General features: G+C 74.6%; 16 protein-coding genes. 6 read left to right on the top strand and 10 right to left on the bottom strand.

Annotation, left to right across the window (positions count from 1 at the left end; translation table 11 throughout):
• Positions 1-143: 143 nt before the first annotated feature.
• From V6U89_RS20540 to V6U89_RS20555, 4 genes are all read right to left on the bottom strand, one after another.
• Positions 144-1,478: a carbohydrate-binding protein gene (locus tag V6U89_RS20540; protein WP_334572972.1), complete on the bottom strand. Its 1,335-nt coding sequence runs from the start codon at positions 1,476-1,478 to the stop codon at positions 144-146.
• Positions 1,479-1,555: 77 nt separating this feature from the next.
• Positions 1,556-4,288, bottom strand: coding sequence for a hypothetical protein (locus V6U89_RS20545; RefSeq protein ID WP_334572973.1), 2,733 nt, complete (start codon positions 4,286-4,288; stop codon positions 1,556-1,558).
• Positions 4,281-4,826 carry a hypothetical protein gene (locus V6U89_RS20550; protein ID WP_334572974.1) on the bottom strand — a complete coding sequence of 182 codons (546 nt, stop codon included), beginning with the start codon at positions 4,824-4,826 and terminating at the stop codon, positions 4,281-4,283. The genes V6U89_RS20545 and V6U89_RS20550 overlap by 8 nt, the downstream gene beginning before the upstream one ends.
• Before the next feature lie 275 nt (positions 4,827-5,101).
• The gene (locus V6U89_RS20555) at positions 5,102-5,887 is read right to left on the bottom strand and encodes an RNA ligase family protein (RefSeq protein ID WP_334572975.1); all 786 of its coding nucleotides are present in this window, start codon (positions 5,885-5,887) and stop codon (positions 5,102-5,104) included.
• A gap of 254 nt (positions 5,888-6,141) precedes the next feature.
• Here V6U89_RS20555 and V6U89_RS20560 point away from each other — a divergent pair, with 254 nt between their 5' ends.
• Positions 6,142-7,185 (top strand): zinc-dependent alcohol dehydrogenase family protein, encoded by a 1,044-nt coding sequence (locus tag V6U89_RS20560; RefSeq protein WP_334572976.1) that lies wholly within the window; start codon positions 6,142-6,144, stop codon positions 7,183-7,185.
• Between the two features lie 59 nt (positions 7,186-7,244).
• Positions 7,245-8,171 (top strand): diacylglycerol kinase family protein, encoded by a 927-nt coding sequence (locus tag V6U89_RS20565; protein WP_334572977.1) that lies wholly within the window; start codon positions 7,245-7,247, stop codon positions 8,169-8,171.
• Here V6U89_RS20565 and V6U89_RS20570 read toward each other — a convergent pair.
• From V6U89_RS20570 to V6U89_RS20580, 3 genes are all read right to left on the bottom strand, one after another.
• Entirely contained in the window at positions 8,134-9,129 is a 996-nt protein-coding gene (locus tag V6U89_RS20570; protein WP_334572978.1) for an EamA family transporter, read from the bottom strand. The genes V6U89_RS20565 and V6U89_RS20570 overlap by 38 nt on opposite strands.
• 322 nt (positions 9,130-9,451) lie before the next feature.
• Positions 9,452-10,153, bottom strand: coding sequence for a TetR/AcrR family transcriptional regulator (locus tag V6U89_RS20575; RefSeq protein ID WP_334572980.1), 702 nt, complete (start codon positions 10,151-10,153; stop codon positions 9,452-9,454).
• Between the two features lie 84 nt (positions 10,154-10,237).
• Complete coding sequence (locus tag V6U89_RS20580; protein ID WP_334573015.1) at positions 10,238-10,924, bottom strand: HAD family hydrolase; 687 nt, start codon at positions 10,922-10,924, stop codon at positions 10,238-10,240.
• A gap of 164 nt (positions 10,925-11,088) precedes the next feature.
• On the opposite strand from V6U89_RS20580, the gene V6U89_RS20585 reads away from it, so the two are divergent.
• Positions 11,089-13,890 (top strand): DEAD/DEAH box helicase, encoded by a 2,802-nt coding sequence (locus V6U89_RS20585; protein WP_334572981.1) that lies wholly within the window; start codon positions 11,089-11,091, stop codon positions 13,888-13,890.
• Positions 13,891-13,948: 58 nt separating this feature from the next.
• Here the strand turns inward: V6U89_RS20585 and V6U89_RS20590 are convergent, their stop codons facing one another.
• Positions 13,949-14,869, bottom strand: coding sequence for a 5'-3' exonuclease (locus V6U89_RS20590; RefSeq protein WP_334572982.1), 921 nt, complete (start codon positions 14,867-14,869; stop codon positions 13,949-13,951).
• Positions 14,870-14,967: 98 nt separating this feature from the next.
• Complete coding sequence (locus tag V6U89_RS20595; protein ID WP_334572983.1) at positions 14,968-15,186, bottom strand: hypothetical protein; 219 nt, start codon at positions 15,184-15,186, stop codon at positions 14,968-14,970.
• A gap of 106 nt (positions 15,187-15,292) precedes the next feature.
• Between V6U89_RS20595 and V6U89_RS20600 the strand changes: the two genes are divergently transcribed.
• Positions 15,293-16,387: a DUF4037 domain-containing protein gene (locus tag V6U89_RS20600; protein WP_334572984.1), complete on the top strand. Its 1,095-nt coding sequence runs from the start codon at positions 15,293-15,295 to the stop codon at positions 16,385-16,387.
• Here the strand turns inward: V6U89_RS20600 and V6U89_RS20605 are convergent.
• Positions 16,374-17,636: an MFS transporter gene (locus V6U89_RS20605; protein ID WP_334572985.1), complete on the bottom strand. Its 1,263-nt coding sequence runs from the start codon at positions 17,634-17,636 to the stop codon at positions 16,374-16,376. The two genes, V6U89_RS20600 and V6U89_RS20605, sit on opposite strands and share 14 nt — an antisense overlap.
• A gap of 85 nt (positions 17,637-17,721) precedes the next feature.
• Between V6U89_RS20605 and V6U89_RS20610 the strand changes: the two genes are divergently transcribed.
• Together V6U89_RS20610 and V6U89_RS20615 are read left to right on the top strand one after the other, a co-directional pair.
• Entirely contained in the window at positions 17,722-18,615 is an 894-nt protein-coding gene (locus V6U89_RS20610) for a winged helix-turn-helix transcriptional regulator (RefSeq protein ID WP_334572986.1), read from the top strand.
• A gap of 233 nt (positions 18,616-18,848) precedes the next feature.
• A complete protein-coding gene (locus tag V6U89_RS20615; RefSeq protein ID WP_442933959.1) occupies positions 18,849-23,297 on the top strand; it encodes a HAMP domain-containing protein in 4,449 nt (1,482 codons plus the stop codon).
• The last annotated feature ends 76 nt before the right edge of the window (positions 23,298-23,373 follow it).

Raw genomic sequence — 23,373 nt, forward strand, 5'->3', positions numbered from 1 at the left:
GGCAGCCTAGAGGCGTCCGCAACATCCCCGCAACATGTCGATGCGTCGAAGTGTCCGGCGCGGCCCCCGGCTGCCGACCACCGCAGGCGCAGGCCGGCCCCGCGCCCCGGCGAGCGGGGGGCGCGGGGCCGGGGAGCCGACCTTCAGCGGCCCTGCAGGGACCGGACGTTGTCGCCGAAGGTCCAGCCCTTGGCGCCGTCCCAGTTCAGCGACCAGGTCATCAGCCCTTTCAGCCCGCCGCGGTAGGTGTTCCACGCCTGCGCCACCGACGACGGCGGCAGGTGTCCGCCGCCGGCGCCGGGCTGCGCCGGCAGGCCGGGGACCTGCTTGTCGTACGGGACGCGGATGGTGGTGCCCTGGACGACCAGTCCGGTGTGGAGGCAGTCGGTCTGCGTGGTGAAGCCCTGCACGGTGCCCGCCGGGTAGGAGTCGCCGGAGCAGCCGTACATGCTGCCGTTGTAGTACTGCATGTTCAGCCACCAGAGCCGGCCGTTGTCGGCGTACCGCTTGATGATCGGCAGGTAGGCCCCCCAGATCGAGCCGTAGGTGACGCTGCCGCCGGTGACGTACGCGGTCTCCGGGGCCATGGTGAGGCCGAAGCCGGCCGGCATCTGGGCCAGCACCCCGTCGATGATCCGGATCAGGTTCGCCTGCGAGGGGGAGAGCCGGTTGATGTCGCCGCTGCCGGTCAGGCCGGTCTCGATGTCGATGTCGATGCCGTCGAAGTTGTACCTCTTCAGGATCGGCACCACCGTGGCGACGAACCGGTCGGCGACCGCCGTCGAGTTCAGGTCGATGCCGGCGGTGGCGCCGCCGATCGACAGCAGGATGGTCAGGCCGGCCGCCTTCGCCTGGCACATCTCGGCGGGGGTGGGCACCTTGACGGTGGCGTCCATGCCGTCCTCCCAGAGCGCCGTGCCGTCGGCGCGGATCACCGGGAAGGCGGCGTTGACCACGTTGTAGCCGTGGCCGGTGATCCGCTGGTCGGTGATCGGGATCCAGCCCAGCGGCGGGTGGACGCCGTTGGCGGCGCCGTCCCAGTTCTCCCAGTAGCCCTGCAGCACCTTGCCCGCCGGCCGGGGCTTGGCCGCGCAGGTCGGTGTGCCCGGCGGCGGGGTGGCGGTCGGCGTCGCGGTCGGCGTCGGCGTGGGCGACGAGGTACGGGTGGGCGTGGGCGTGGGCGTGCCGCCGCCGTCACAGGCGCCGAGGTCCCGCCACAGCGACGGCGCGGCGGCCGGGTTCCAGCCGGCGCCCGGCGGTGGCGTGTGGGTCACCAGGGCCTCGTAGCGCCGGCCCGCGTAGCTGACCTGGCTGCCCGCCGGGTAGGTGGTGCCCTCGGCCCAGGCGGGCGCGGTGCAGGCGACGGCCGCGACGTCGGTGATCGCCGCGGCGAGCCCCTGCGTCGGCGGCAGGGCGGCGGCGGCCGTGGCCAGCGCCACGCCGGCGGCCAGAGCGGTGAGTGCGGGTCGGAGTCGCATGACATACCTCCTCGTCGATGCGCCGGAGGTTATCAGTTAACTTTGTTAAATGTAAATGTCGCGATGTCCCGGCCCCGTCAGGCCCGGCTGCGGACGAAGGTCTCCTCGCCCCACGACCCGTCGTCGGCCGCCAGCCGGATCACCAGCCGGTCGCCGGCGCAGTGGTACGAGCCCTCCGAGTTCGCCATCACCGACCTGATGTCCAACTCCTGGCCGTCGACCCGCAGCAGGTTCACGTCGCCCGCGGTCACCCCGTCGCGCTGCCGGTACCGCCCGGCCCCGGCGGTCCACCGGTACGTCTGCATGCCCCGCCGGACGTTGCGCACGGTGTGCCCGTTGAGGGAGCCCTCCGCCACGGTCAGGTCGAACAGGTCCGTCGCGGTGCCGTCCACCCGGTAAGCGCTGGCGAAGCCGGTCTCCGGGCCGCTGGCGAGATCCACGCTCGCGTCCTGTCGCAGCCCGGCCAGCGTGCCCAGCGGCGAGTCGGCGGCGACCGGCACGTGGTAGCGGCCGGCGGTGAGCCGCCACACCCCGACCAGGCAGCCGTCCTGTCCGGTCACCGCCGCACGATCCGACTCCCGATGCACGCCGGCCACCGCCCCGGACGCGCCGAGCAGCACCACGACGGCGGCACCGGCCAGCAGCCAGCGCCGGTGCCGGGCGCGCACTGCCACGGCGAGCGCCGCCGTCACCGCGGCGCCGAGCGCCGCGGCGAGCGTCGCGAACACCGGTGCGACGAGGAGGGCGTGACTGACCGCCCGGACGACGAGAACCTGCTCGGGAGGCCGGACACAGCCGAGGTCGGCGGCGGTGTCGAGGCAGGGCAGCGTCGCCGTCACGGCCACCAGCGCCGGCGCCAGCAGCAGCCCCGCCGTGCCGGCGGCGAGCAGCGCGTGCCAGACCGACAGCCGCCGGCCGGCCACGGCCGCGACCGCCACGGTCATCTCCACCAGCGTCACCGGCAGCAGGGTGTGACCGTCGACCAGCCCTCGCAGCGCCGCCGGCCCGAGGCCCGGGTCCCGGACCGCGACCGCGACGCCGGCCACCACCAGCGGCAGCGCCGCCGCACCGACGACCCCCGCCACCAGGCCGAGTCGGATCGCCCGCCGGGTGGCGGGCCGGTTCGCCAGGACCGGGTACAGCGCGGCGGCGAGCGGCAGCGCGAGCAGGTACGGCGCCTGGTCGGCCAGCACGCGGACGTACCAGCCGAGGGTGTCCAGCAGGGTGAGCGCGGTGACCTGGTCGGGGTGGCCCTCCCGCGCCGCGAGCACCCGCGGCATGCTCACCTCGGAGTCCGCCGACCACGCGTCCAGGACCAGGAACGACGCCACGAAGGCGGCGGTCAGCACGGTCGTGGCCACGGCGGCGCCGGCCCACGCCCGGCGGGTGCGGGTCGCGTCGTCCACGGCGACCCGGCGCAGGTGCGCGCGAGCGCCGAGGGCCACCCAGCGGCCGAGCAGGACGCCACCGGCGATCCCGAGCCCGGCCCAGGTCAGCTCGACCCACCAGGCCGGCCGGTCGCTGGCGTACCCGGCCGACCAGGCCAGCCGGCGGCCGACGAGCAGCCCGACGGCGAGTGCCGCGCCGAACAGGCCACCCCGGGACGCCGCGCCGCCGCCGTGCCGCGCCCACCAGGCCGACCGCCACAGCGCGCCGGTGGTGACCAGGGCCAGCGGCGCGCCGAGCAGCAGGCCGGCGAGGAACGCGCCGCCGGTGAGCGGGTCGGGGCCGCCCAGGGTGCGCGGCAGTTGCGACATCAGGTCCAGCAGCGGCGGTGCGGCGATCCCGGCCGCCAGGCCGGCGCCCAACGCCTCGACCGGGCGGGCGGCGACCCGGCGCGCCGGCCGGGCCAGCTCGTCGGCGCGGGCCCCGGCCAACGGCTGGAACCGGAACACCGCGGCGAGGCGGGACCAGCGCCCGGCGCGGGTGCGGTCGGCCGCGAGCATCGCCCGGGCGGTCGCGGCATCCACCCCGGTCAGCCGGGCGTCCGCGGCGAACTCCCGGGCCCGCAGCACCGACCACGCCGACACCTGCACCACCAACGCGAACACCGCCAACCGCCAGGCGTCGCCGAGCAGGTGCGCGGCCGGTACGGCGCCGGCGTAGTTGACCGCGACCGGGGCGAGCACGCCGAGCGGGAAGGCCCACGCCAACGCGATCGTCAGCCGGGTCAGGTCCACGTCCGCGTTGCGCAGGTGGGCGAGTTCGTGCTGGACGACCGCCCGGAACACGCCGGGCGCCGTCCGGTGGGCGTGCACGAGCCCCAGGTCGAGCCGGACGTACCGGACTCCGACCGTGCCGAAGGTGTTGCCGCTGACCCGTGCCGACCTCGACACCACGAACGTCGGCGGCCGACGCAGGCCCGCCTCGCGGACCAGGGCGGCCAGGTCCGCCCGTAACACCTCGGTGCCCGGCATCCGGTCCAGCCGGCGCAGGTCACGCAACCGGCGTTCGCACCACGGCGCGGCCAGGTAGATCGCCGCCGTCACGGCCGCCAGCACCGCCAGCCCGACGAGCATCTGGCGCACCACGTCGGCGTGCAGGGTGCCGAGGCACCGTTGCACCGCCGCGGCCGACTCCTCGTTGACCGTGCCGGCCCGCACGTCGATGGGTGGTGGAAACCGGCGCAGCCCGCTGACGCACTCGGCCCGTTCCCGGGTGAGCGCCGCGTCGATGAGCACCGTCTGCCAGCCGAACATGCTCGTCCCGACAACGGCGGTCACCACGGCGACGAAACGGCCCAGGGCCGGCGAGGGCAGTGGCGGGGTCACCGCGGCGTGGCCGGCGCGGTGCGACGTCGCCTCACCCACCGTCGGCGTTCCCGCCGTCCACTCCGAACCGTGCGACGAACGCGTCCCGCACCGCGGCGCGCAGCAGCGCGACCTGGTCCTCGCTGAGCGCCCAGCGCGGGTCGCGGGCGGCGGCGGTGACCGCTTCCTCGATGCGCAGCACCTGACCGGGGCGCAGCCGCACCGCCGGCAGCGCCGGTGCATCGGCGCCCGAGCGGCGGGCCCGCCACCGCCGGCCGAGCCGGCGCAGGCCGCCGCGTACCGCGTCGGTGGCGTGGCCCTGTGCCGCGTCGCGCAGCGCGGTGAGCGCGACGCCGGTCAGCACCATGACGTACGGCAGCAGCGGCTCGACGGTCTCGTGGAATCCGCCGCCGCCGGCCTCACCGCCGCCCACCCGCACCAGGTCGCGGGGGTCGTCGCGCCAGCGGTCGGGGCGACGCCGGTACGCCGGTTGCAGGAATACCAACAGCGGCTCCTCCTCGGGGGCCACCGCCCGGATCGCCAGCCGGACGAGGTCCTCCTCCGTCCCGCCGCCCGAGACCTGCCTGGTCGGGTTCATCGGTGATCGTGCCTCCCGGCCTGTCAGGTCGCCGCGCGCTCCGGCGGTCACGTTAAGCGCCACCTTCGCCGACCGCGATCAGCAATCAGACACTCACCCCCCCGTCACCTCCCCACCCCCGGCGCTCCCGCCGTCCCCGTGGTGATCAAGACGTGTGCGTCGGAATCAGCCCCGGACCTGACGCAAACTTCTTGATCACCGCAGCGGGCGAGCGCGCTCGCCGGGCCGAGTGGCCGGCAGAGGGCCGGGGGAGCGGGCCGGCGCCGGGGGCGGGGTCAGCGGCCGCCGGAGCGGCGGCGACGGGACCGTTCGTAGTCCTGGAAGCGCGCCTTGGCGATCACCGACCGGCGGGCGTCGCGCAGCACCAGACCCTCGGACCGGCCGGGTACGCCGTCGAGCGCCACCAGCGTGTGCGGCAGCTGGTCGGTCAGGAACGCGTACGTCTTGTCCAGGTCGCGGGGCAGCTCGGCGGCATCCACCGTGGCCAGTCGGGGAACCGTCGCCAACCCGTACGCCTCGGCCCGCGCGAGCAGCTCCCGCTCGTCCAGCCAGCGCTGGCCGCCGCCGTCGCGCCAGGCGGCGAGCTGCTCCGGCGACCGGGCCAGCAGGTCGGCGTACCCGTCGAACTCGGCGATGTCGAAGAGCCGGTGGCCGATCCGGCGGCTGTCGGTGTAGTGCTTCGACGCGCCGGTCACCTTGCCGCCGTACACCTCCAGGTAGTACACGGTGAACCGGTCGGCGGGGGCGTCCGTGCACAGCTGCTCGGCCAGCCGGCGCAGCGCATCGACGATGCCCAGCGCCGGGTTGGCGATCAGGTCGCCGCGGGCGTGCAGCAGTTCCTCGCGGCTGCCGATCAGGTACCGCCCGTCCGGGGTGAGGATGATCCGGCTGTTCGTGCCGTCCACCTTCTCGGTCAGGGTCACCGGCCCGGTGAACTCCACGACCTCCTCGCGCAGGCCCCCGTCCCTGGGGTCGAGCGCGTGGTACGTCGGGATCGACGGGTACTTGGTCATCGAGTTGACCGCGCGCAGGTCGGCGGTGCGGATGGCGAAGCTCGGCACTGGCGTTCCTCCCCGTGACGCCGCCGATGCCCGGCGGCGGGCCGCAGCGTATCGGGACCGGTTCCGCCGGTGCCCGCCCTTTTCCGCCCGTCCGGGGCAGACACGTCCCGGTGGGTAGGGGGTGAGGCCCGCCACCCCGCCCGCGCCGCGTTGGGCACGCCCCCGGTGCCGGTCTACCGTCGTCCCGGGCTCGCCGCCGCCCAGCCCCGGAGCGGCTGTCCCGATCACTGTCGATCCACCGAAGGACGGTCCACATGCGCGCCACCGTGATCCACGGCCCGAACGACATCCGTGTCGAGGAGGTTCCCGACGCCGCCGTGCGCCATCCCACCGACGCGGTCGTCCGGGTGGTCACCGCCTGCATCTGCGGCAGCGACCTGTGGGCGTACCGGGGGGTGGCCAGCCGTCAGCCGGGGCAGCGCATCGGCCACGAGTTCCTGGGCGTGGTGGAGGCCACCGGCGCCGACGTCACCTCGGTGCGCGCCGGCGATCTGGTGGTGGCGCCGTTCGTCTGGTCCGACGGGGTCTGCGACTTCTGCCGCGAGGGCCTGCCCACCTCCTGCCCGCACAGCGGGTTCTGGGGCGAGCCCGGCTCCGACGGCGGGCAGGGCGAGGCCGTCCGCGTCCCGTACGCCGACGGCACGCTGGTGAAGCTCCCCGCCGAGGCCGCCGGCGACGAGCGGCTGCTCACCGCGCTGCTGGCGCTCTCGGACGTGATGTCCACCGGCCACCACGCGGCGCTCGCCGCCCGGGTCCGCCCCGGCGTCACCGTCGCGGTCGTCGGCGACGGCGCGGTGGGGCTCTGCGGGGTGCTGGCCGCCCGGCGGCTCGGCGCCGAGCAGATCATCGCGCTGGGCCGGCACACCGCCCGCACCGACATCGCCCGGGCGTTCGGCGCCACCGACGTGGTCGCCGAGCGCGGCGACGCGGCGGTCGCCGCCGTCCGGGAGCTGACCAAGGGCCACGGCGCGCACGCCGTGCTGGAGGCCGTCGGCACCGAGGAGTCCATGCGTACGGCGATCTCCATCGCCCGCGACGGTGGCGCGGTCGGCTACGTCGGGGTGCCGCACGGGGGCAGCGCCGGCGTGGACATCCGCCAGATGTTCGGCCGCAACGTCGCCCTCGGCGGCGGGGTCGCCCCGGCCCGCGCCTACATCCCGGAGCTGCTCGCCGACGTGCTCGACGGCACCATCGACCCGTCGCCGGTCTTCGATCGGACCGTCACCCTCGACGGGGTGCCCGACGGCTACCGGGCGATGGACGAGCGCACCGCGCTGAAGGTCCGCATCACCTTCTGACCGTCACTACCGCCGGTGACGACGCCGCCCCTGGTGGGCGGCGTCCGCCGTACCGTACGGTGCTCGCCGTGACCGCAGACGATCACTTTCCGACCGGCCCCGTGGCCGTGCTCGCCAACCCCACCGCGGGCCGGGGCCGGCACCGTGGCCTGCTGCCCGCCGTGCTGGAGCGGCTGGCCACCGCCGGCCGCCCGGTCGAACTCCTGACGGCGGGTACCCCGGCCGAGGCGGAGGTGGCGTGCCACGCCGCGGTCGCCGGCGGCGCGGGCGCGCTGATCGCGGTCGGTGGCGACGGCACCGTCCACCGGGCGTTGCAGGCCGTCGCGGGTACGGCGGTGCCGTTCGGCCCGGTGCCGGCCGGCACCGGCAACGACTTCGCGGTCGACAGTGGCTTCCCGGCCGACCCGCTGGCCGCCGTCGAGGTGATCGCCGCCGCGCTGTGCGAGGGGCGCACCCGGCGGGTAGACCTGGCCCGGATGACCGGAGCGGACGGCGGCGACCGCTGGTACGGGGCGGTGCTCGCGGCGGGCTTCGACGCGATCGTCAACGAGCGGGCCAACCGGATGCGCTGGCCGCGCGGCCCCCGCCGCTACGACCTGGCGATCCTGATCGAGCTGGCCCGGCTGCGCCCGCGCCGCTACACGCTGCGCCTGGACGGCGAGGTGCACGAGCTGGACGCGGTGCTGGTGGCGGTCGGCAACGGCGCCAGCTACGGCGGCGGGATGCGGATCTGCCCGGACGCCGACCCCACCGACGGGCTGCTGGACGTGGTGGTCGGCGGGCGGTTCGACCGGCGCACCCTGATGCGGGTCAAGCCGCGCATCTACCAGGGCACCCACGTGACGCACCCGCTCGTGCGCAGCTACCGGGCCCGCGTAGTGGAGCTGGCTGCCGAGGGCATCACCACGTACGCCGACGGGGAACGCTCCCTCGACCTGCCGGTGCGGATCACCGCCGTGCCGGGGGCGGTGCGGTTGCTGCGCTGAGCTGGTCGTCCGTGCCGGTCGCCGCCGGGCCGGCCGGTGCGGCCTGGGAGTGCTCGGGTCGATCGGCGGTGCGCGGCGCGCCGGCCCGCACGGCTCCGATGCTGGCCGCGACCACCAGGGCGATGGCGAGCACCTCCGTCAGGTGCAGGTCCTGCCCGAGGACCAGCCAGCCGGCGAGCGCGGCGAGCGCCGGGCCGAGGCTCATCAGCACCGCGAAGGTCGAGGTGGCCAGCCGGCGCAGCGCCAGCAGTTCGAGGGTGTAGGGCAGCACCGAGGCGAGCAGCGCCAGCCCGGCGCCGAGCGCCAGCACGCCCGGGTGCCACAGCCGCGTCCCGGCGTCGGCCAGCCCGAACGGCAGGGTGAGCACGGCCGCCACCGTCATGGCCAGGGCCAGCCCGTCGGCCCGGGGGAACCGGCCGCCGACCCGGGCCGAGCAGACGATGTACGCCGCCCAGAGCGCCCCCGCGCCCAGCGCCAGACCGGCACCGACCGGGTTCAGCCGGTCGAACCCACCCTGGCCGAGCAGCGCCACCCCGGCCAGCGCCAGACCGGCCCAGCACCACGCGGTCCACCGGTGGGCGGTCAGCACCGACAGGGTGAGCGGCCCGAGCACCTCCAGGGTCACCGCAGGCCCCAGCGGGATCCGCTCGATGGCCTGGTAGAACACCGAGTTCATGCCGGCCAGAGCGAGCCCGAACAGGACCACCGACGCCCAGTCGCCCCGGCCGTAGCCCCGCAGCCGGGGCCGGCACACCAGCAGCATGAGCAGCGCGCCGATGGCCAGCCGCAGCGTGACCGTGCCGGCCACCCCGGCCCGGGGGAAGAGCAGCGCGGCGACCGCCGAGCCGAAGTGCACCGACAGCGCGCCGCCGAGCACCAGCCCGACCGCCCCCACCTGGCCGGTTCCCCAGCGGCGCAGGATGCGGGCGGGCGTCGACGAGCGGGCGCGGGAGTCCATCCCCGGGACGCTAGTGCGCCCACCGGGCCGGCCCGCAGCCGGTGGCCCGCCACGTGCAGGCCCCCACACCGGCCGCCGCACTCGCCGGCTCACCAGGTGGCCGACCTGGCGGTCGCCGGCCCCCTCGCACACCGCCATCTCGCCGGAACGGAGCGAGTCTCGCCGCCGTCCGGCCGCCTCACCGTCTCGCCGACGTGGCGGTTTCCCGCCCTCGCGGACACCGCCATGTCGCCGGAACGGGGCGGATCATGCGTGCGGCCGTCAGGCTGACCCGGCGGTTGCCGGCGTGCCTGGATGCCGCCATGCCGCCGGGACGCAGGGGTCACGCTGGCCGGTCGGCGCCGGCGAGCCGGTCCAGCCACTCGGCGAGCAGCGCCCGCTCGGCCGGGGTGAGGTCGCCGGCCAGTTGTGGCAGCGCCGCCCGCAGCGCGACGGCGTGGCGTACCGGCCGGTCGGGTGGGCGGACGGCGCGGGCGGCGGGGCTGTCGGCGCAGATCGCCGTGACGACCGCCTCCCGGGTGGCGACCGACAGGCCCGGGTCGCCGCCCTGGATCAGGGTGAGAGTGACACCGCAGCTGGCCGCGTGGACCATCTCGGCCGCCCGGTCCACGTCGACGCGCAGCCGCCCCGCCTCGGCCACCCGCACGACGAGCTGGCGGAAGATGTCGGCGGCCACCCGGGCGGCGGTGGGGCGCGCGCCGGGGCGCGGGTCGCCGTACATCAGGGTGTGGAAGGCCGGGTTGGCGACGCCGAACCCGACGTGCATGTCCCAGCCGCGGCGCAGGTCGTCCACCGGGTCGTCGGCGGGCTCGCGGGCGGCCTGCGCGTGCAGGTGCGCGGCGAAGCCGTAGCTGGCGGCGGCGTCGAGCAGACCTCGCATGTCGCCGAACTGGCGGTAGATGGTGGGGGCCTGCACCCCGGCGGCGCGACTCACCGCGCGGGTGGAGACCGTCGCCCGGCCGCCCGCGGCGAGCAGCGCGGCGGCGGCCCGCACGATCCGGTCCCGGGCCGACGTCTCGGTCACGATAGCGACGATAACCCCTCGGTGTTAGCGGCCGGTCCTAACGCGATTATCAAGATCCTGTTAGCGCTGATGCATCGCCGCAGGTCAGTCGCGCAGCGCCAGGTCGAGCACCGCACCGAGGCCGTTCTCCCGGCCCGGATCGGCGCAGGGCAGCACCAGCACGGCGCAGCCGGCGTTGACCGCGCCGGCGTCGGCCGGGGTGTCGCCCACCATCAGCGTCCGCTCCGGGTCCACGCCCAGCATTCCGCAGGCGCGCAGGAAGATCCCCGGGTCCGGCTTGCAGCGCCCCACCTCGTACGACAGGGCGTACGCGTCGACCAGCCCGTCGAGGCCCCAGGCGGCGAAGAGCGGCCGGATGTCGAAGCCGATGTTGCTCACCACCGCCACCTTCACCCCCGCCTTGTGCAGAGCGCCCAGGGTGGCCTCGACGCCCGGATAGGGCACCCAGCCCTCCGGGACCAGCAGCCGCTCGTAGAGCGCCTCGGCGAAGCCCTCGATGCCGGCGTCCACCGTCTCGGCCAGCCCGGTGTAGGCGCCCCGGTGCGCGTACGGGTAGAGGTCCCGGTCGGCCCAGAGCTCGGCCAGCCGCGGCGGCACCCGCGCCGGCAGCGGCCCGCCCGCCCGACCCGCGGTGAGCAGCCGGTCGGCCAGCGCGGTGGCCCGCATCCGCTCCAACGTCACCCCGCAGGCGGCAGCCGCCTGGCATGCCCACTCGTGGGGCTCCTCCACCTGGGCCAGGGTGCCGTGGAAGTCGAACAGGACCGCCTCCACGGCGCGGCGGGGCGGACCCGGGCGGACGGCGTCGTCGGCGCCGCTCGGGACATGGGGCGGTTGGGCATGATCCGGCACGTCGTGCACCCTACCGACCCCCACCGACCACCCCGGCGGACGGCCTTGGCAGGTAGCCGTGCGGAGTACGCACTAATCTTGAGGACATGTCGAGCCCCGCCGAGCGGTACGCCGCGGCGCGCCGCCGGGCCGCGCAGGCCTCCCAGTTCCCGGCGCTGGACGAGTTCGCCCTCGATCTGGGGTTCGATCTCGACGACTTCCAGCGCGAGGCGTGTCAGGCGCTGGAACGGGGAAGCGGCGTACTCGTCTGCGCTCCCACCGGCGCCGGCAAGACCGTGGTCGGCGAGTTCGCCGTACACCTGGCCCTGCGGGGAACGCCCGCGCGGCCGGCGGCGGCCGACGGCGGCGGGCCGCCGCCCGCCCGGCGCAAGTGCTTCTACACCACGCCGATCAAGGCGCTGTCCAACCAGAAGTACCACGACCTCGTCGACCGGTACGGCGCCGAGCAGGTCGGCCTGCTCACCGGCGACAACGCGATCAACGGCGACGCCCCCGTGGTGGTGATGACCACCGAGGTGCTGCGCAACATGCTCTACGCCGGCTCGGCCACCCTGGAAGGCCTGGCCTACGTGGTGATGGACGAGGTGCACTACCTCGCCGACCGGTTCCGCGGCGGGGTCTGGGAAGAGGTGATCATCCACCTGCCCGCCTCGGTCACCCTGGTCTCGCTGTCGGCCACCGTCTCCAACGCCGAGGAGTTCGCCGACTGGCTGGTCACCGTGCGCGGCGAGACCGCGGTGGTGGTCAGCGAGCACCGGCCGGTGCCGCTGTGGCAGCACATGCTGGTCGGCAAGCGGATGTTCGACCTGTTCCACGACGCGGACGCGGCCCGCAAGCACGACGTGCACCCGGAGCTGCTGCGCTACACCCGCGACACGGTCCGCCGCCTGGAGCTGGGCGAGGGCCGCAGCGCCGGTCCCGGCGCCGGTCGGCGCGGTCCCCGCTGGCGCGGTCCGATGCGTCCGGACATCGTCGACCGGCTCGACCGCGAGGGGCTGCTCCCGGCGATCCTCTTCATCTTCAGTCGCGCCGGCTGCGCCGCCGCCGTGCAGCAGTGCCTCGCCGCCGGGCTGCGCCTCACCTCGCCCGAGGAGCGCGCCGAGATCCGCCGGGTGGTCGAGTCCCGGGTCACCGCCATCCCCGGCGAGGACCTGACGGTGCTGGGTTACTGGGAGTGGCTGGACGGGCTGGAGCGCGGCCTGGCCGCGCACCACGCCGGCATGCTGCCGGTGTTCAAGGAGGTCGTCGAGGAGCTGTTCGTCCGCGGTCTGGTCAAGGCGGTCTTCGCCACCGAGACCCTCGCGCTGGGCATCAACATGCCGGCCCGCTGCGTGGTGCTGGAACGGCTGGTCAAGTTCAACGGCGAGGCGCACGTCGACCTGACGCCGGGGGAGTACACGCAGCTCACCGGCCGGGCCGGCCGGCGCGGCATCGACGTCGAGGGGCACGCCGTCGTGGTGTGGTCCCCGGAGACCGACCCGCGGCACGTCGCCGGGCTCGCCTCCACCCGGACGTACCCGCTGCGCTCCAGCTTCCGGCCGTCGTACAACATGGCCGTCAACCTGGTCGGCACGGTGGGCGCGGAGCCCGCCCGGGCGCTGCTGGAGTCGTCGTTCGCGCAGTTCCAGGCGGACCGGTCGGTGGTCGGCCTGGCCCGGCAGGTACAGCGCAACACCGAGACCATCGAGGCGTACGGGGTGGAGGCCGCCTGCCACCACGGCGACTTCGACGAGTACTTCGCGCTGCGGGTGGCGATCGCCGACCGCGAGCGGGCCATCGCCCGGCAGGGGCAGACCCAGCGCAAGGCGGCGGCGGTGGCTTCCCTGGAGCGGCTGCGGGTCGGCGACGTGATCCGGGTGCCGTCCGGCCGGCGGGCCGGGCTCGCCGTCGTCCTCGACCCGGCCACCGGCGGCTTCGGCGAGCCGCGCCCGCTGGTGCTCACCCAGGACCGCTGGGCCGGCCGGGTCAGCCCCGGCGACTTCACCACCCCGGCGGAGGTGCTCGCCCGCATCCGGGTGCCCAAGCACTTCAACCACCGGTCCCCGGCCGCCCGGCGCGACCTCGCCGCCGAGGTCAGCGGCACCGGCCTGGACCGGCACGGCGGTCGCCGCGGCGGCCGCTCCCGGCAGGCCGCCGGCGAGGACCACCGGCTCAGCCAGCTCCGCACCGAGCTGCGTAACCACCCCTGCCACGGCTGCCCCGACCGGGAGGAGCACGCCCGCTGGGCGGAGCGGAGCCGCCGGCTGGAGAAGGACACCGAGGAGCTGCGCCAGCGGGTGGCCGGCCGGACCGGCTCGCTGGCCCGGACCTTCGACCGGATCGTCGCGCTGCTCACCGCCCGGGGCTACCTCTCCGCCGACGGCGGGGTCACCGACGCCGGCCGGATGCTCGGCCGGATCTGGACCGAGGCCGACCTGCTCGTCGCCGAGTGCCTGCGCCGGGGCGTCTGGGACGGGCTCTCCCCGGCCGAGCTGGCCGCCGCCGTCTCGGTGGTGGTCTTCGAGGCCCGCCGCGACGTCGACGAGCGGGCCGGACTGCCCCGCGGCCCGGTCGCCGACGCGGTCGACGAGACGCTCAAGCTGTGGGGGGAGATCGAGGCCGACGAGGCCGGCCGAGGTCTCACCGTCACCCGGGAGCCGGACCTCGGCTTCGCCTGGCCGATCTACCGCTGGGCCCGGGGCGAGGCTCTGGCCAAGGTGCTGGCCAGCGGGCACGAGATCGACGGGGAGATGCCCGCCGGTGACTTCGTGCGCTGGTCCCGGCAGGTCGTCGACCTGCTCGGTCAGCTCGCCGACTCCGGGGGCGCCTCGGCCGACCTGCGGTCCACCGCCCGGCAGGCGATCGCCGCCGTCAACCGCGGCGTGCTGGCGTACCACTTCTCCACCTGAGAACCCGCGGCGGCCGTCGCCCGTCCCGGCCCGCCCCGCCGGCCGTCCGGGCCGGTGGTCAGGGCCGGTCGGCGAGGGCGTCAACCAGTCGCCGGCAGGAGCCGGCCAGGTTCCACCGCTGCGCCAGCTCCAACAGCCGCTCCGGCTGCGCGGGCGCCGTCGGCAACGCGGTGGGCAGCGCCGGCAGCGGTACGTCCCGCGCCACCTCCACCACCTTCGGCGCGACGGCCAGGTAGCCCCGGGCCGCGTCCAGCTTGGTGCGCAGCCCCGGCGCGAAGCCGGAACCGGGCTCGTCCAGCGCGGCGAGGATGCCGGCGAGGCCGCCGTACCGGTCGATCAGCCGGGCGGCCGTCTTCTCACCCACCCCCGGCACCCCGGGCAGCCCGTCGCTCGGGTCGCCGCGCAGCGCGGCGAAGTCCGCGTACCGGTCGGCGGGCACCCCGTAGCGGGCGCGGACCGCCGTGTCGTCGCAGTCCTCCAGCTTGGCCACGCCCCGCCCGATGTAGAGCAGCCGCACCCCGCGCCCGTCGTCGACGAGCTGGAACAGGTCGCGGTCGCCGGAGACGACCTCCACCGGCGCGTCCTGGGTCACCGACAGCGTGCCGAGCACGTCGTCGGCCTCGTAGCCGGTCGCGCCGACCGCGGTGATGCCGATCGCCTCCAGCACGTCCAGGATCATCGGCACCTGCGGGGAGAGGGTGTCCGGCACCACCTCGCCGCCCTGCGGCGCCACCCGGTGCGCCTTGTACGACGGCAGCAGCTCCACCCGCCAGGCCGGCCGCCAGTCGTGGTCCAGCGCGCAGACCATCCGGTCGGGGCGGCGGGTGCGCACCAGTTGGGCGAGCATGTCGAGGAAGCCGCGGACGGCGTTGACCGGCTGGCCGTCGTCGGTCTTCGCGACCGACTCGGGAATGCCGAAGTAGGCCCGGAAGTAGAGACTCGGCGCGTCGATCAGCAGGATCGGGGGTCGCTGTGCCACGCCCGACAGCCTGTCACAGCCCTACGACGATCTGGGAACGTGGCGTGCCGCGCCGGCCTGGTCGGCTCCGGTCCGGGCCCGCGCCGTCCCGCCGTGGCTCACCGCTTGTCGTCGTGGCGGTAGAGCGTCTCGCGGCGGGCCGCGTACTGCAGGGCGTAGCTGGCCAGCAGCAGCACGATCGCCAGCACCACCTCCACGCCGGCCAGGACGCCGTCGGCGACGGTGAGGCCGAACGCGAGCAGCGCCAACCCGATCACGGTGAGGATGCCGGCCGCGAGCATTCGGCGACGCCGTACCGCTGCGCGTTCCCGCGTCACCGTCCCCACCTCCCACCGGCCACCTGTGTTCCAGGCTATCGGTGGCGACCGGCGGGCGGGCCGGTAATCGGGTGCCGGCCCGGGCCCGCACCGGCAGACTGCCGGCATGGCGTTTCTGCCCGGCCTGACGCTCTGCCGCAGGTTCCACGACGAGGTCCTCGCTCCGCTGCTGGCGCGGCGTTGTCCCGGATTGGCCTACGCAGCCGGCCTGCTCGACGGCGGGTCGGAACTGTTCGGGCTGGACACGCCCCGCTCCACCGACCACGACTGGGGTCCGCGGGCACAGCTCTTCGTCGCCGACGTCGCCGACGTCGCGCCGGTCCGCGCCGCGCTGGACGCCGGCCTGCCGGCGCAGTTCCTGGGCTGGCCGACCCGGTTCGCCGGTGGCCCCGGCACCCGCCTCGGTGTGGTGGACGCGGCCGGCGACCGACACGGGGTCGGCGTGGACGAACTGGGCGGCTGGCTACGTGGCCGGCTCGGTGTCGACCCGGCCGCCGGGCTCACCACGCAGGACTGGCTCTCACTGCCCACCCAGCGACTGGCCGAGCTGACCGGCGGGGCGGTCTTTCATGACGGACTCGGCGGGGCGCTGCGCGCCGCCCGGGCCCGGCTGGCCTGGTACCCGGACGACGTGTGGCGCCACGTGCTGAGCGCCGCCTGGACCCGGATCGGCCAGGGCGAGCACCTGGCCGGGCGGTGCGCCGAGGTCGGCGACGAGCTGGGCAGCCGGGTGGTCACCGCCGGGCTGGCCCGCGACCTGATGCGCCTCGGGCTGCTGCTGCACCGCCGCTGGCCCCCGTACGACAAGTGGCTCGGCACCGCCTTCGCCCGGCTGCCGCAGGCGCCGCCGGTGGTGGCCGCACTGACCGACGCCCTCGGGCCGGGCGGCTGGACGGCGCGGGAGGCCGGCCTCGGCCGGGCCTTGGAGACCCTCGCCGACTGGACGAACGGCACGCGCCTCGCCGCGCCGATCGATTCCCGGGTGCGGCCCTTCCACGGCCGCCCGTTCCTGGTCCTGGACGCCGGCCGGTTCGCCACCGCGTTGCGCGCCGCCATCGGTGATCCGGCGCTGCGCGGGCGACCGCCGGTCGGCGCCGTCGACCAGTACGTCGACAACGTGGACGTGCTCACCCACCCGGAGCGGGTCCGCCGGGTCGCGGCTGCCCTGACGCCGCACCAACCCGCTGTCACCGGGCGCTGAGGACCTCCTGGCGATCGACGCCGTTCACCCGCAGGTCGGCGAAGTCGCGCAGCCGGCGTACGGGCGAGCGGAGCAGGGCCAGCGGCGCGCACACCGCGGCGGCGGCGAAGACGAACAGGGTGCCCCGTGCGCCGACGCCGCCGGCGAGAGCACCGGCGGCCAGCCCGCCGACGGGGATCGCGCCCCAGGAGACGAAGCGGACGGTGGCCATCACCCGGGAGAGCAGCTCGGGTGGGCTGGCCGTCTGCCGGTAGGTGCGGGTGGTCACGCTGAGCACCACCACGCTGCCGGCGAATACCACGTTGCCGACGGCGAACGCCAGGTACGCCGGCCAGCCGACCCCGAGCGGGACGACGAACGCGCCGGCGACGGAGACCAGGCAGGCGACCAGGACCGACCGGGCCGTGCCCCACCGGCCGGTGATCCAGGGGGTCAGCGCGGCGCCCACCAGCGACCCGACGCCCTCCACGGCGAGCAGCACGCCGACCAGCACGGCCGGGGCGTGCAGCTCGCGGACGAGGTAGAGCGGGTAGACCGCGAGCTGCGCCCCGCAGACGAAGTTCACCGCGGTGGCGGTCCACATGGTCGGGCCCATCACCGGGTGGCGGGTCACGTACCGCCAGCCCTCGCCGATCATCTCGCGGATCGGGGGCCACCGGTCGGGGGCGTCCGCGCGGCGGGCCGGCAGCGAGCGCAGCAGCGCCGCGGAGACGAGGTAGCTGGCCGCGTCGATGAGCACCGTCGGCACCGCGCCGAGCGCCTGCACCGCGAGCCCGCCCAGCGCGGGACCGCTGAGCTGGGTGGCGGCGTGGGTGGCCGAGGTCAGGCTGTTGCGGGAGTGCAGCTGCTCGCGGCCGACGATGGCCGGCAGGAAGGTGGAGTTGGCGACGTCGAAGAGCACGTTGGCGAAGCTGACCACGAGCGCCACCACGACCAGTTGGGCGACGGTCAGCCACCCCCACCACCAGGCCAGCGGGATGGACGCCACCGCGAGGGCGCGGGCCAGGTCGGCGCCGACCTGGGCGCCGCGCAGCGGCAACCGCTGCACGATGACCCCGGCGGGCAGCCCGATCACCAGCCAGGCCACGTAGCCGGCGGCGGCGACCAGGCCCATCTCGAAGGCGGTCGCGTCCAGCACGGTCAGCGCGGTCAGCGGCAGCGCCACCCCGCCGACCGCCGACCCGACCAGGCTGGTCGTGCCGGCGGCCCACCAGCGCCAGAACACCCCGGCTCCCCGCTCGACGGTCATGACCGTCAACCCCCGTCCCCGAGCCAGTGAGTTCCAATCTGGAACGGACTATAGTCGACGGCGGACCGAGCGAGGAGGTGGGTGGATGAGGCGGGCGGACCTCGCCGACGCCGACTGCGGCATCGCCCAGGCCCTCGGCGTGCTGGGTGACTGGTGGACCTTCCTGATCGTGCGCGACGTCGCCGGCGGCACCACCCGCTTCGACGCGCTCCAGCGCGACCTGGGCGTCAGCCGCCGGGCGCTGACCGAACGACTCGCCACGCTGGTCGAGCACGGGGTGCTGCGCCGGGAGGCGTACTCGCGCCACCCACCGCGGTACGACTACCTGCTCACCCCGAAGGGGGAGGGACTGCTGCCGGTCCTGGTCGCCCTCCAGGACTGGGGCAACCGGCACGTGATGGGCGACGGGGCCCTCACCGCGACCGCGCGCGCCGACTCCGCCGAGGCCCGCCGGGTGCGCCAGCTCGTCGGCCGTCGGCTGCCGACGGTCCCGCTGCCCCGGCACGACGGCGGCGACGAACCGCCGGCCGTGCCGGGCCGCTGGACGGTGCTCTACCTCTTCCCGGGCGCGTTCGCCCCGGGTGCCCAGGGACTTCCGCCGGGCTGGGGGGACATCCCCGGCGCCGTCGGGTGCACGCTGGAGGCCCGCACGTACGCCGACCGGCACGAGCTCATCCGGACCGCCGGCGCCGAGGTGCGGGGCGTGAGCACCCAGCGCCCCGACCAGTTGCGGGCCTTCGCCGAGTACGCCCGGCTGCCGTACCCGCTCCTGTCCGACCAGGATGGGCGGCTCGCGGCGGGACTGCTGCTGCCGACGTTCCGGGCCGGCGGCGTGGACCGGTTCAAGCGGCTCACCCTGCTGGTCGACCCCGACGCCGTGGTCCGCGCGGTGCAGTTCCCGGTGACCGACCCGGCCGGCGCGGTGACCGAGATGGTGGAGCTGGTCCGGCGGTCGTGCGGCCACTCGTCGCCGCAGTGACCTGCGGCACACCCGACCAGCCGCAGCGCCCACTCCGGCCCCGCCACGCCGACGCAGGTCAACCCCGTTTGCCGTCCGGTGCGGGCGGCTCGGGCAGTGTGCATACTTGCGCGGTTAATGTTGTCGCCAGGCAAGGGTTTCCCCTGTGCCCGGTGGCTCGGCGATGGGGGCGAGTGGTGGTCGAACAGACGGTGCCGCGGCGACGCGAGACGGCGGGCAGCGCCGGCGGGCCGATGGCCGATCCGGGCCTGCGGCAGTTGCTGGCGGGCCTGACGGCGGTGCGGGACGGCGACTTCGGCACCCGGCTGCCCGAGGACGCCGACGGGCTGCTCGGTGAGATCGCCACCGTCTTCAACGGCATGGTGGACCAGTTGTCGCTGTTCACCTCGGAGGTGACCCGGGTGGCCCGGGAGGTCGGCACCGAGGGCCAGCTCGGCGGTCAGGCCGAGGTGCCCGGCGTCTCCGGCACCTGGAAGGACCTCACCGACTCGGTCAACGCGATGGCCGGCAACCTCACCGACCAGGTACGCGACATCGCCGAGGTCGCCACGGCGGTTGCCCGGGGCGACCTGTCGCAGAAGATCACCGTCGACGTGCGCGGCGAGATCCTCGAACTGAAGATCACCATCAACACGATGGTGGACCAGCTCTCATCGTTCGCCGACGAGGTCACCCGGGTCGCCCGGGAGGTGGGCAGCGAGGGCCGCCTCGGCGGTCAGGCCGAGGTGCCCGGGGTCGCCGGCACCTGGCGCGACCTCACCGACTCGGTGAACTTCATGGCCGGCAACCTGACCAGCCAGGTCCGCAACATCGCCCAGGTCACGACCGCGGTGGCCCGGGGCGACCTGTCGCAGAAGATCACCGTCGATGCCCGCGGCGAGATCCTGGAGCTCAAGAGCACCATCAACACGATGGTGGACCAGCTGTCGTCGTTCGCCGACGAGGTCACCCGGGTCGCCCGCGAGGTCGGCACCGATGGGCGCCTCGGCGGCCAGGCCCAGGTCAGCGGGGTCGCCGGCACCTGGCGCGACCTCACCGACTCGGTCAACTCGATGGCCGGCAACCTGACCGACCAGGTGCGCAGCATCGCCCAGGTGGCCACGGCGGTGGCCCGGGGCGACCTGTCGCAGAAGATCACCGTCACCGCGCACGGTGAGATCCTGGAGCTGAAGAGCACCATCAACACGATGGTGGACCAGTTGTCGTCGTTCGCCGACGAGGTCACCCGGGTCGCCCGCGAGGTGGGCACCGAGGGCCGCCTCGGCGGCCAGGCCGACGTGAAGGGCGTCTCCGGCACCTGGAAGGACCTCACCGAGTCGGTCAACGTCATGGCCGACAACCTCACCGCGCAGGTGCGCAGCATCGCGGAGGTCACCACCGCGGTCGCCAAGGGCGACCTGACGCAGAAGATCCGGGTCGACGCGCGGGGGGAGATCCTGGCGCTGAAGGAGACCATCAACACGATGGTCGACCAGCTCTCCGCGTTCGCCGACGAGGTCACCCGGGTCGCCCGCGAGGTGGGCACCGAGGGACGGCTCGGCGGTCAGGCCCGGGTCTCCAACGTGGGCGGCACCTGGAAGGACCTGACCGACAACGTCAACGAGATGGCCAACAACCTCACCAACCAGGTGCGCTCGATCGCGCTGGTCGCCACCGCCGTCGCCCAGGGCGACCTGAGCCGGCAGATCACCGTCGAGGCCAAGGGTGAGGTCGCGGTCCTGGCCCAGACCATCAACACGATGGTCGGCACGCTGAGCGCCTTCGCCGACGAGGTGACCCGGGTGGCGCGCGAGGTGGGCACCGAGGGACGCCTCGGCGGTCAGGCCCGGGTGCCCAACGTCGCGGGTACCTGGAAGGACCTCACCGACAACGTCAACTCGATGGCGAACAACCTCACCGGTCAGGTCCGCAACATCGCTCAGGTCACCACGGCGGTGGCGCAGGGCGACCTGACCAAGAAGATCGACGTCGACGCCCGCGGCGAGATCCTGGAACTGAAGACCACCATCAACACGATGGTCGACCAGCTCTCCAGCTTCGCCGCCGAGGTCACCCGGGTGGCCCGGGAGGTGGGCAGCGAGGGCCGCCTCGGCGGTCAGGCCGAGGTCGAGGGCGTCTCCGGCACCTGGAAGCGGCTCACCGAGAACGTCAACGAGCTGGCCGGCAACCTGACCCGCCAGGTGCGGGCGATCGCCGAGGTGACCAGCGCCGTCGCCACCGGCGACCTGACCCGGTCCATCACCGTGGACGCCCCGGGCGAGGTCGGCGAGCTGAAGGACAACATCAACTCGATGGTGGAGTCGCTGCGCGAGACCACCCGCACCAACCAGGAACAGGACTGGCTCAAGACCAACCTGGCCCGCATCTCCGGGCTCATGCAGGGCCACCGCGACCTCGACGTCGTCGCCGGTCTGGTGATGAACGAGCTGGCGCCCCTGGTCTCCGCGCAGCTCGGCACATTCCTGCTGGTCGACGACCTCGCCGAGGGCAGGGCGCTGCGGGTCGTCGGCGGTTACGGGCACGACGCCACCCGGCGCCGCTACGCCCTCGGCGACTCCCTCGTCGGCCAGGTCGCGGTGAGCAAGCGGGCCATCGTGGTCGACGCGGTGCCGGCCGACTACGTGACCGTCTCGTCCAGCCTCGGGGCCGCCGCCCCGCTGCACCTGGTGGTGCTGCCGGTGCTCTTCGAGGACCAGGTGCTCGGTGTCATCGAGCTGGCCAGCATGAGCCGGTTCACCGACATCCAGCGCGACTTCCTCGACCAGCTCACCGAGACCATCGGGGTGAATGTCAACACCATCGTCGCCAACGCCCGTACCGACATCCTGCTCACCGAGTCCCAGCGCCTCGCGACCGAGCTGCGGACCCGGTCGGAGGAGCTGCAGGCCCGCTCCGAGGAGCTGCAGCGCTCCAACGCCGAGCTGGAGGACAAGGCAGCGCTGCTGGCCCGGCAGAACCACGACATCGAGACGAAGAACTCCGAGATCGAGCAGGCCCGCCAGGAGCTGGAGGCGCGCGCCCAGCAGCTCGCGCTCGCCTCGAAGTACAAGTCGGAGTTCCTGGCCAACATGAGCCACGAGCTGCGCACCCCGCTGAACTCGCTGCTCATCCTGGCCCAGCTGCTCGCGCAGAACCCGAACCGCAACCTGACCAGCAAGCAGGTCGAGTACGCGACGGTCATCCACTCCGCCGGCACCGACCTGTTGCAGCTGATCAACGACATCCTCGACCTGTCGAAGGTCGAGGCCGGGAAGATGGACATCAACCCGGAGACCTTCGACCTGTCGGTCCTGCGCGACTACGTCGACGCCACCTTCCGCCCGTTGACCACACCGCGCGGGCTGGAACTGGACATCGTCACCGGCCCGGACGTCCCCACCACGCTGCACACCGACGAGCAGCGGCTGCGCCAGGTGCTGCGCAACCTGGTCTCCAACGCGGTCAAGTTCACCGAGCAGGGCAGGGTGCAGCTGCGCATCGAGCGGGCCCGGCCGGACGAGCTGCCCGGCGGCGTCGAGCCGGCGGAGAACGTCATCGCGTTCCGCGTCATCGACACCGGCATCGGCATCGCCGAGCAGCACCTGACCGCCATCTTCGACGCCTTCCAGCAGGCCGACGGCACCACCAGCCGCCGGTACGGGGGCACCGGCCTCGGTCTCTCCATCAGTCGCGAGATCGCCCACCTGCTGGGCGGCCGGATCACCGCGCAGAGCGTCCTCGGCCAGGGCAGCACCTTCACCCTCTACCTGCCCGCCACCGTCGTCGGACCGTACGGCGGTGACTCCGCCGGCCCGCTGGGCGGTCACCTGGCCGGGTCGGCGGAGCCGGACATCTACCGGCGTACCGAGCAGCGCCGCCTGCTGGTGCTCGAGGAACACGACAAGGGCCTGCTCACCATGCTGGCCCAGGGCGTCGCGGCGGGGCCGGCGGAGCACGCGGTCGACGTGGCCACGGCGGTGGACACGACGTCGGCGATCGAGGCGCTCACCGCGCACCGGCACCACCTGCTGGTGCTGCACCTGGACATGTCCGTCGACGGTGGGACAGCCCTGCTCAAGGCGCTCGACGACCACCCGGACCTGCACCGCCTGCCGGTGCTGGCCTACCACGGGCAGCCGTTGAGCGCCGGCCAGGAGACGCTGCTCCAGGCCGTCGCCAAGGACCGGCCGCTGGAGGTGCTGCGCAGCCTGGACGACCTGCGCGAGCGCATCGCCCTGCACCTGTCGGCGGAGAGCCCGGAACGGGTCGTGCCGCTCACGCCCCCCACCGCCGACGCCGCCCTGGCCGGGGACGCGTTCGCGGCGGCGCTGACCGGGCGCAAGGTCCTGGTCGTCGACGACGACGCCCGTAACGTCTTCGCGCTGACCAACATCCTGGAACTGCACGGCATCGACGTCGTCTACGCCGAGGACGGCCGCAAGGGCATCGAGACGCTGATGCGCCACGACGACATCGATCTGGTGCTGATGGACGTGATGATGCCGGAGATGGACGGCTACGCCGCCACGGCGGCGATCCGGGCCATGCCCCGCTACGCCGAGCTGCCGATCATCGCCGTCACCGCCAAGGCGATGCACGGCGACCGGGAGAAGAGCATCTCCTCGGGCGCCAGCGACTACGTCACCAAGCCGGTCGACGCCGACGACCTGCTGCACTGCATCCACCGCTGGCTGAGCAGCTGACGCCGCCGGCCGCCTCCCGGAGCCCCCGCGCCCCGGGAGGCGGACGTTTCCCCGACCCGCCCGTCCGGCCCCGCCA

The sequence above is a fragment of the Micromonospora sp. CPCC 206171 genome (assembly GCF_036906755.1).
Classification (GTDB): Bacteria; Actinomycetota; Actinomycetes; order Mycobacteriales; family Micromonosporaceae; genus Micromonospora; species Micromonospora purpureochromogenes.

Bases quoted from the DNA above. Each gene is read 5' to 3' on its own strand.
- V6U89_RS20585 (WP_334572981.1), top strand. From the start codon at position 11,089: ATGTCGAGCCCCGCCGAGCGGTACGCCGCGGCGCGCCGCCGGGCCGCG.
- V6U89_RS20610 (WP_334572986.1), top strand. From the start codon at position 17,722: ATGAGGCGGGCGGACCTCGCCGACGCCGACTGCGGCATCGCCCAGGCC.
- V6U89_RS20605 (WP_334572985.1), bottom strand. From the start codon at position 17,636: ATGACCGTCGAGCGGGGAGCCGGGGTGTTCTGGCGCTGGTGGGCCGCC.
- V6U89_RS20570 (WP_334572978.1), bottom strand. From the start codon at position 9,129: ATGGACTCCCGCGCCCGCTCGTCGACGCCCGCCCGCATCCTGCGCCGC.
- V6U89_RS20550 (WP_334572974.1), bottom strand. From the start codon at position 4,826: ATGAACCCGACCAGGCAGGTCTCGGGCGGCGGGACGGAGGAGGACCTC.
- V6U89_RS20615 (WP_442933959.1), top strand. From the start codon at position 18,849: ATGGCCGATCCGGGCCTGCGGCAGTTGCTGGCGGGCCTGACGGCGGTG.
- V6U89_RS20540 (WP_334572972.1), bottom strand. From the start codon at position 1,478: ATGCGACTCCGACCCGCACTCACCGCTCTGGCCGCCGGCGTGGCGCTG.
- V6U89_RS20600 (WP_334572984.1), top strand. From the start codon at position 15,293: ATGGCGTTTCTGCCCGGCCTGACGCTCTGCCGCAGGTTCCACGACGAG.
- V6U89_RS20560 (WP_334572976.1), top strand. From the start codon at position 6,142: ATGCGCGCCACCGTGATCCACGGCCCGAACGACATCCGTGTCGAGGAG.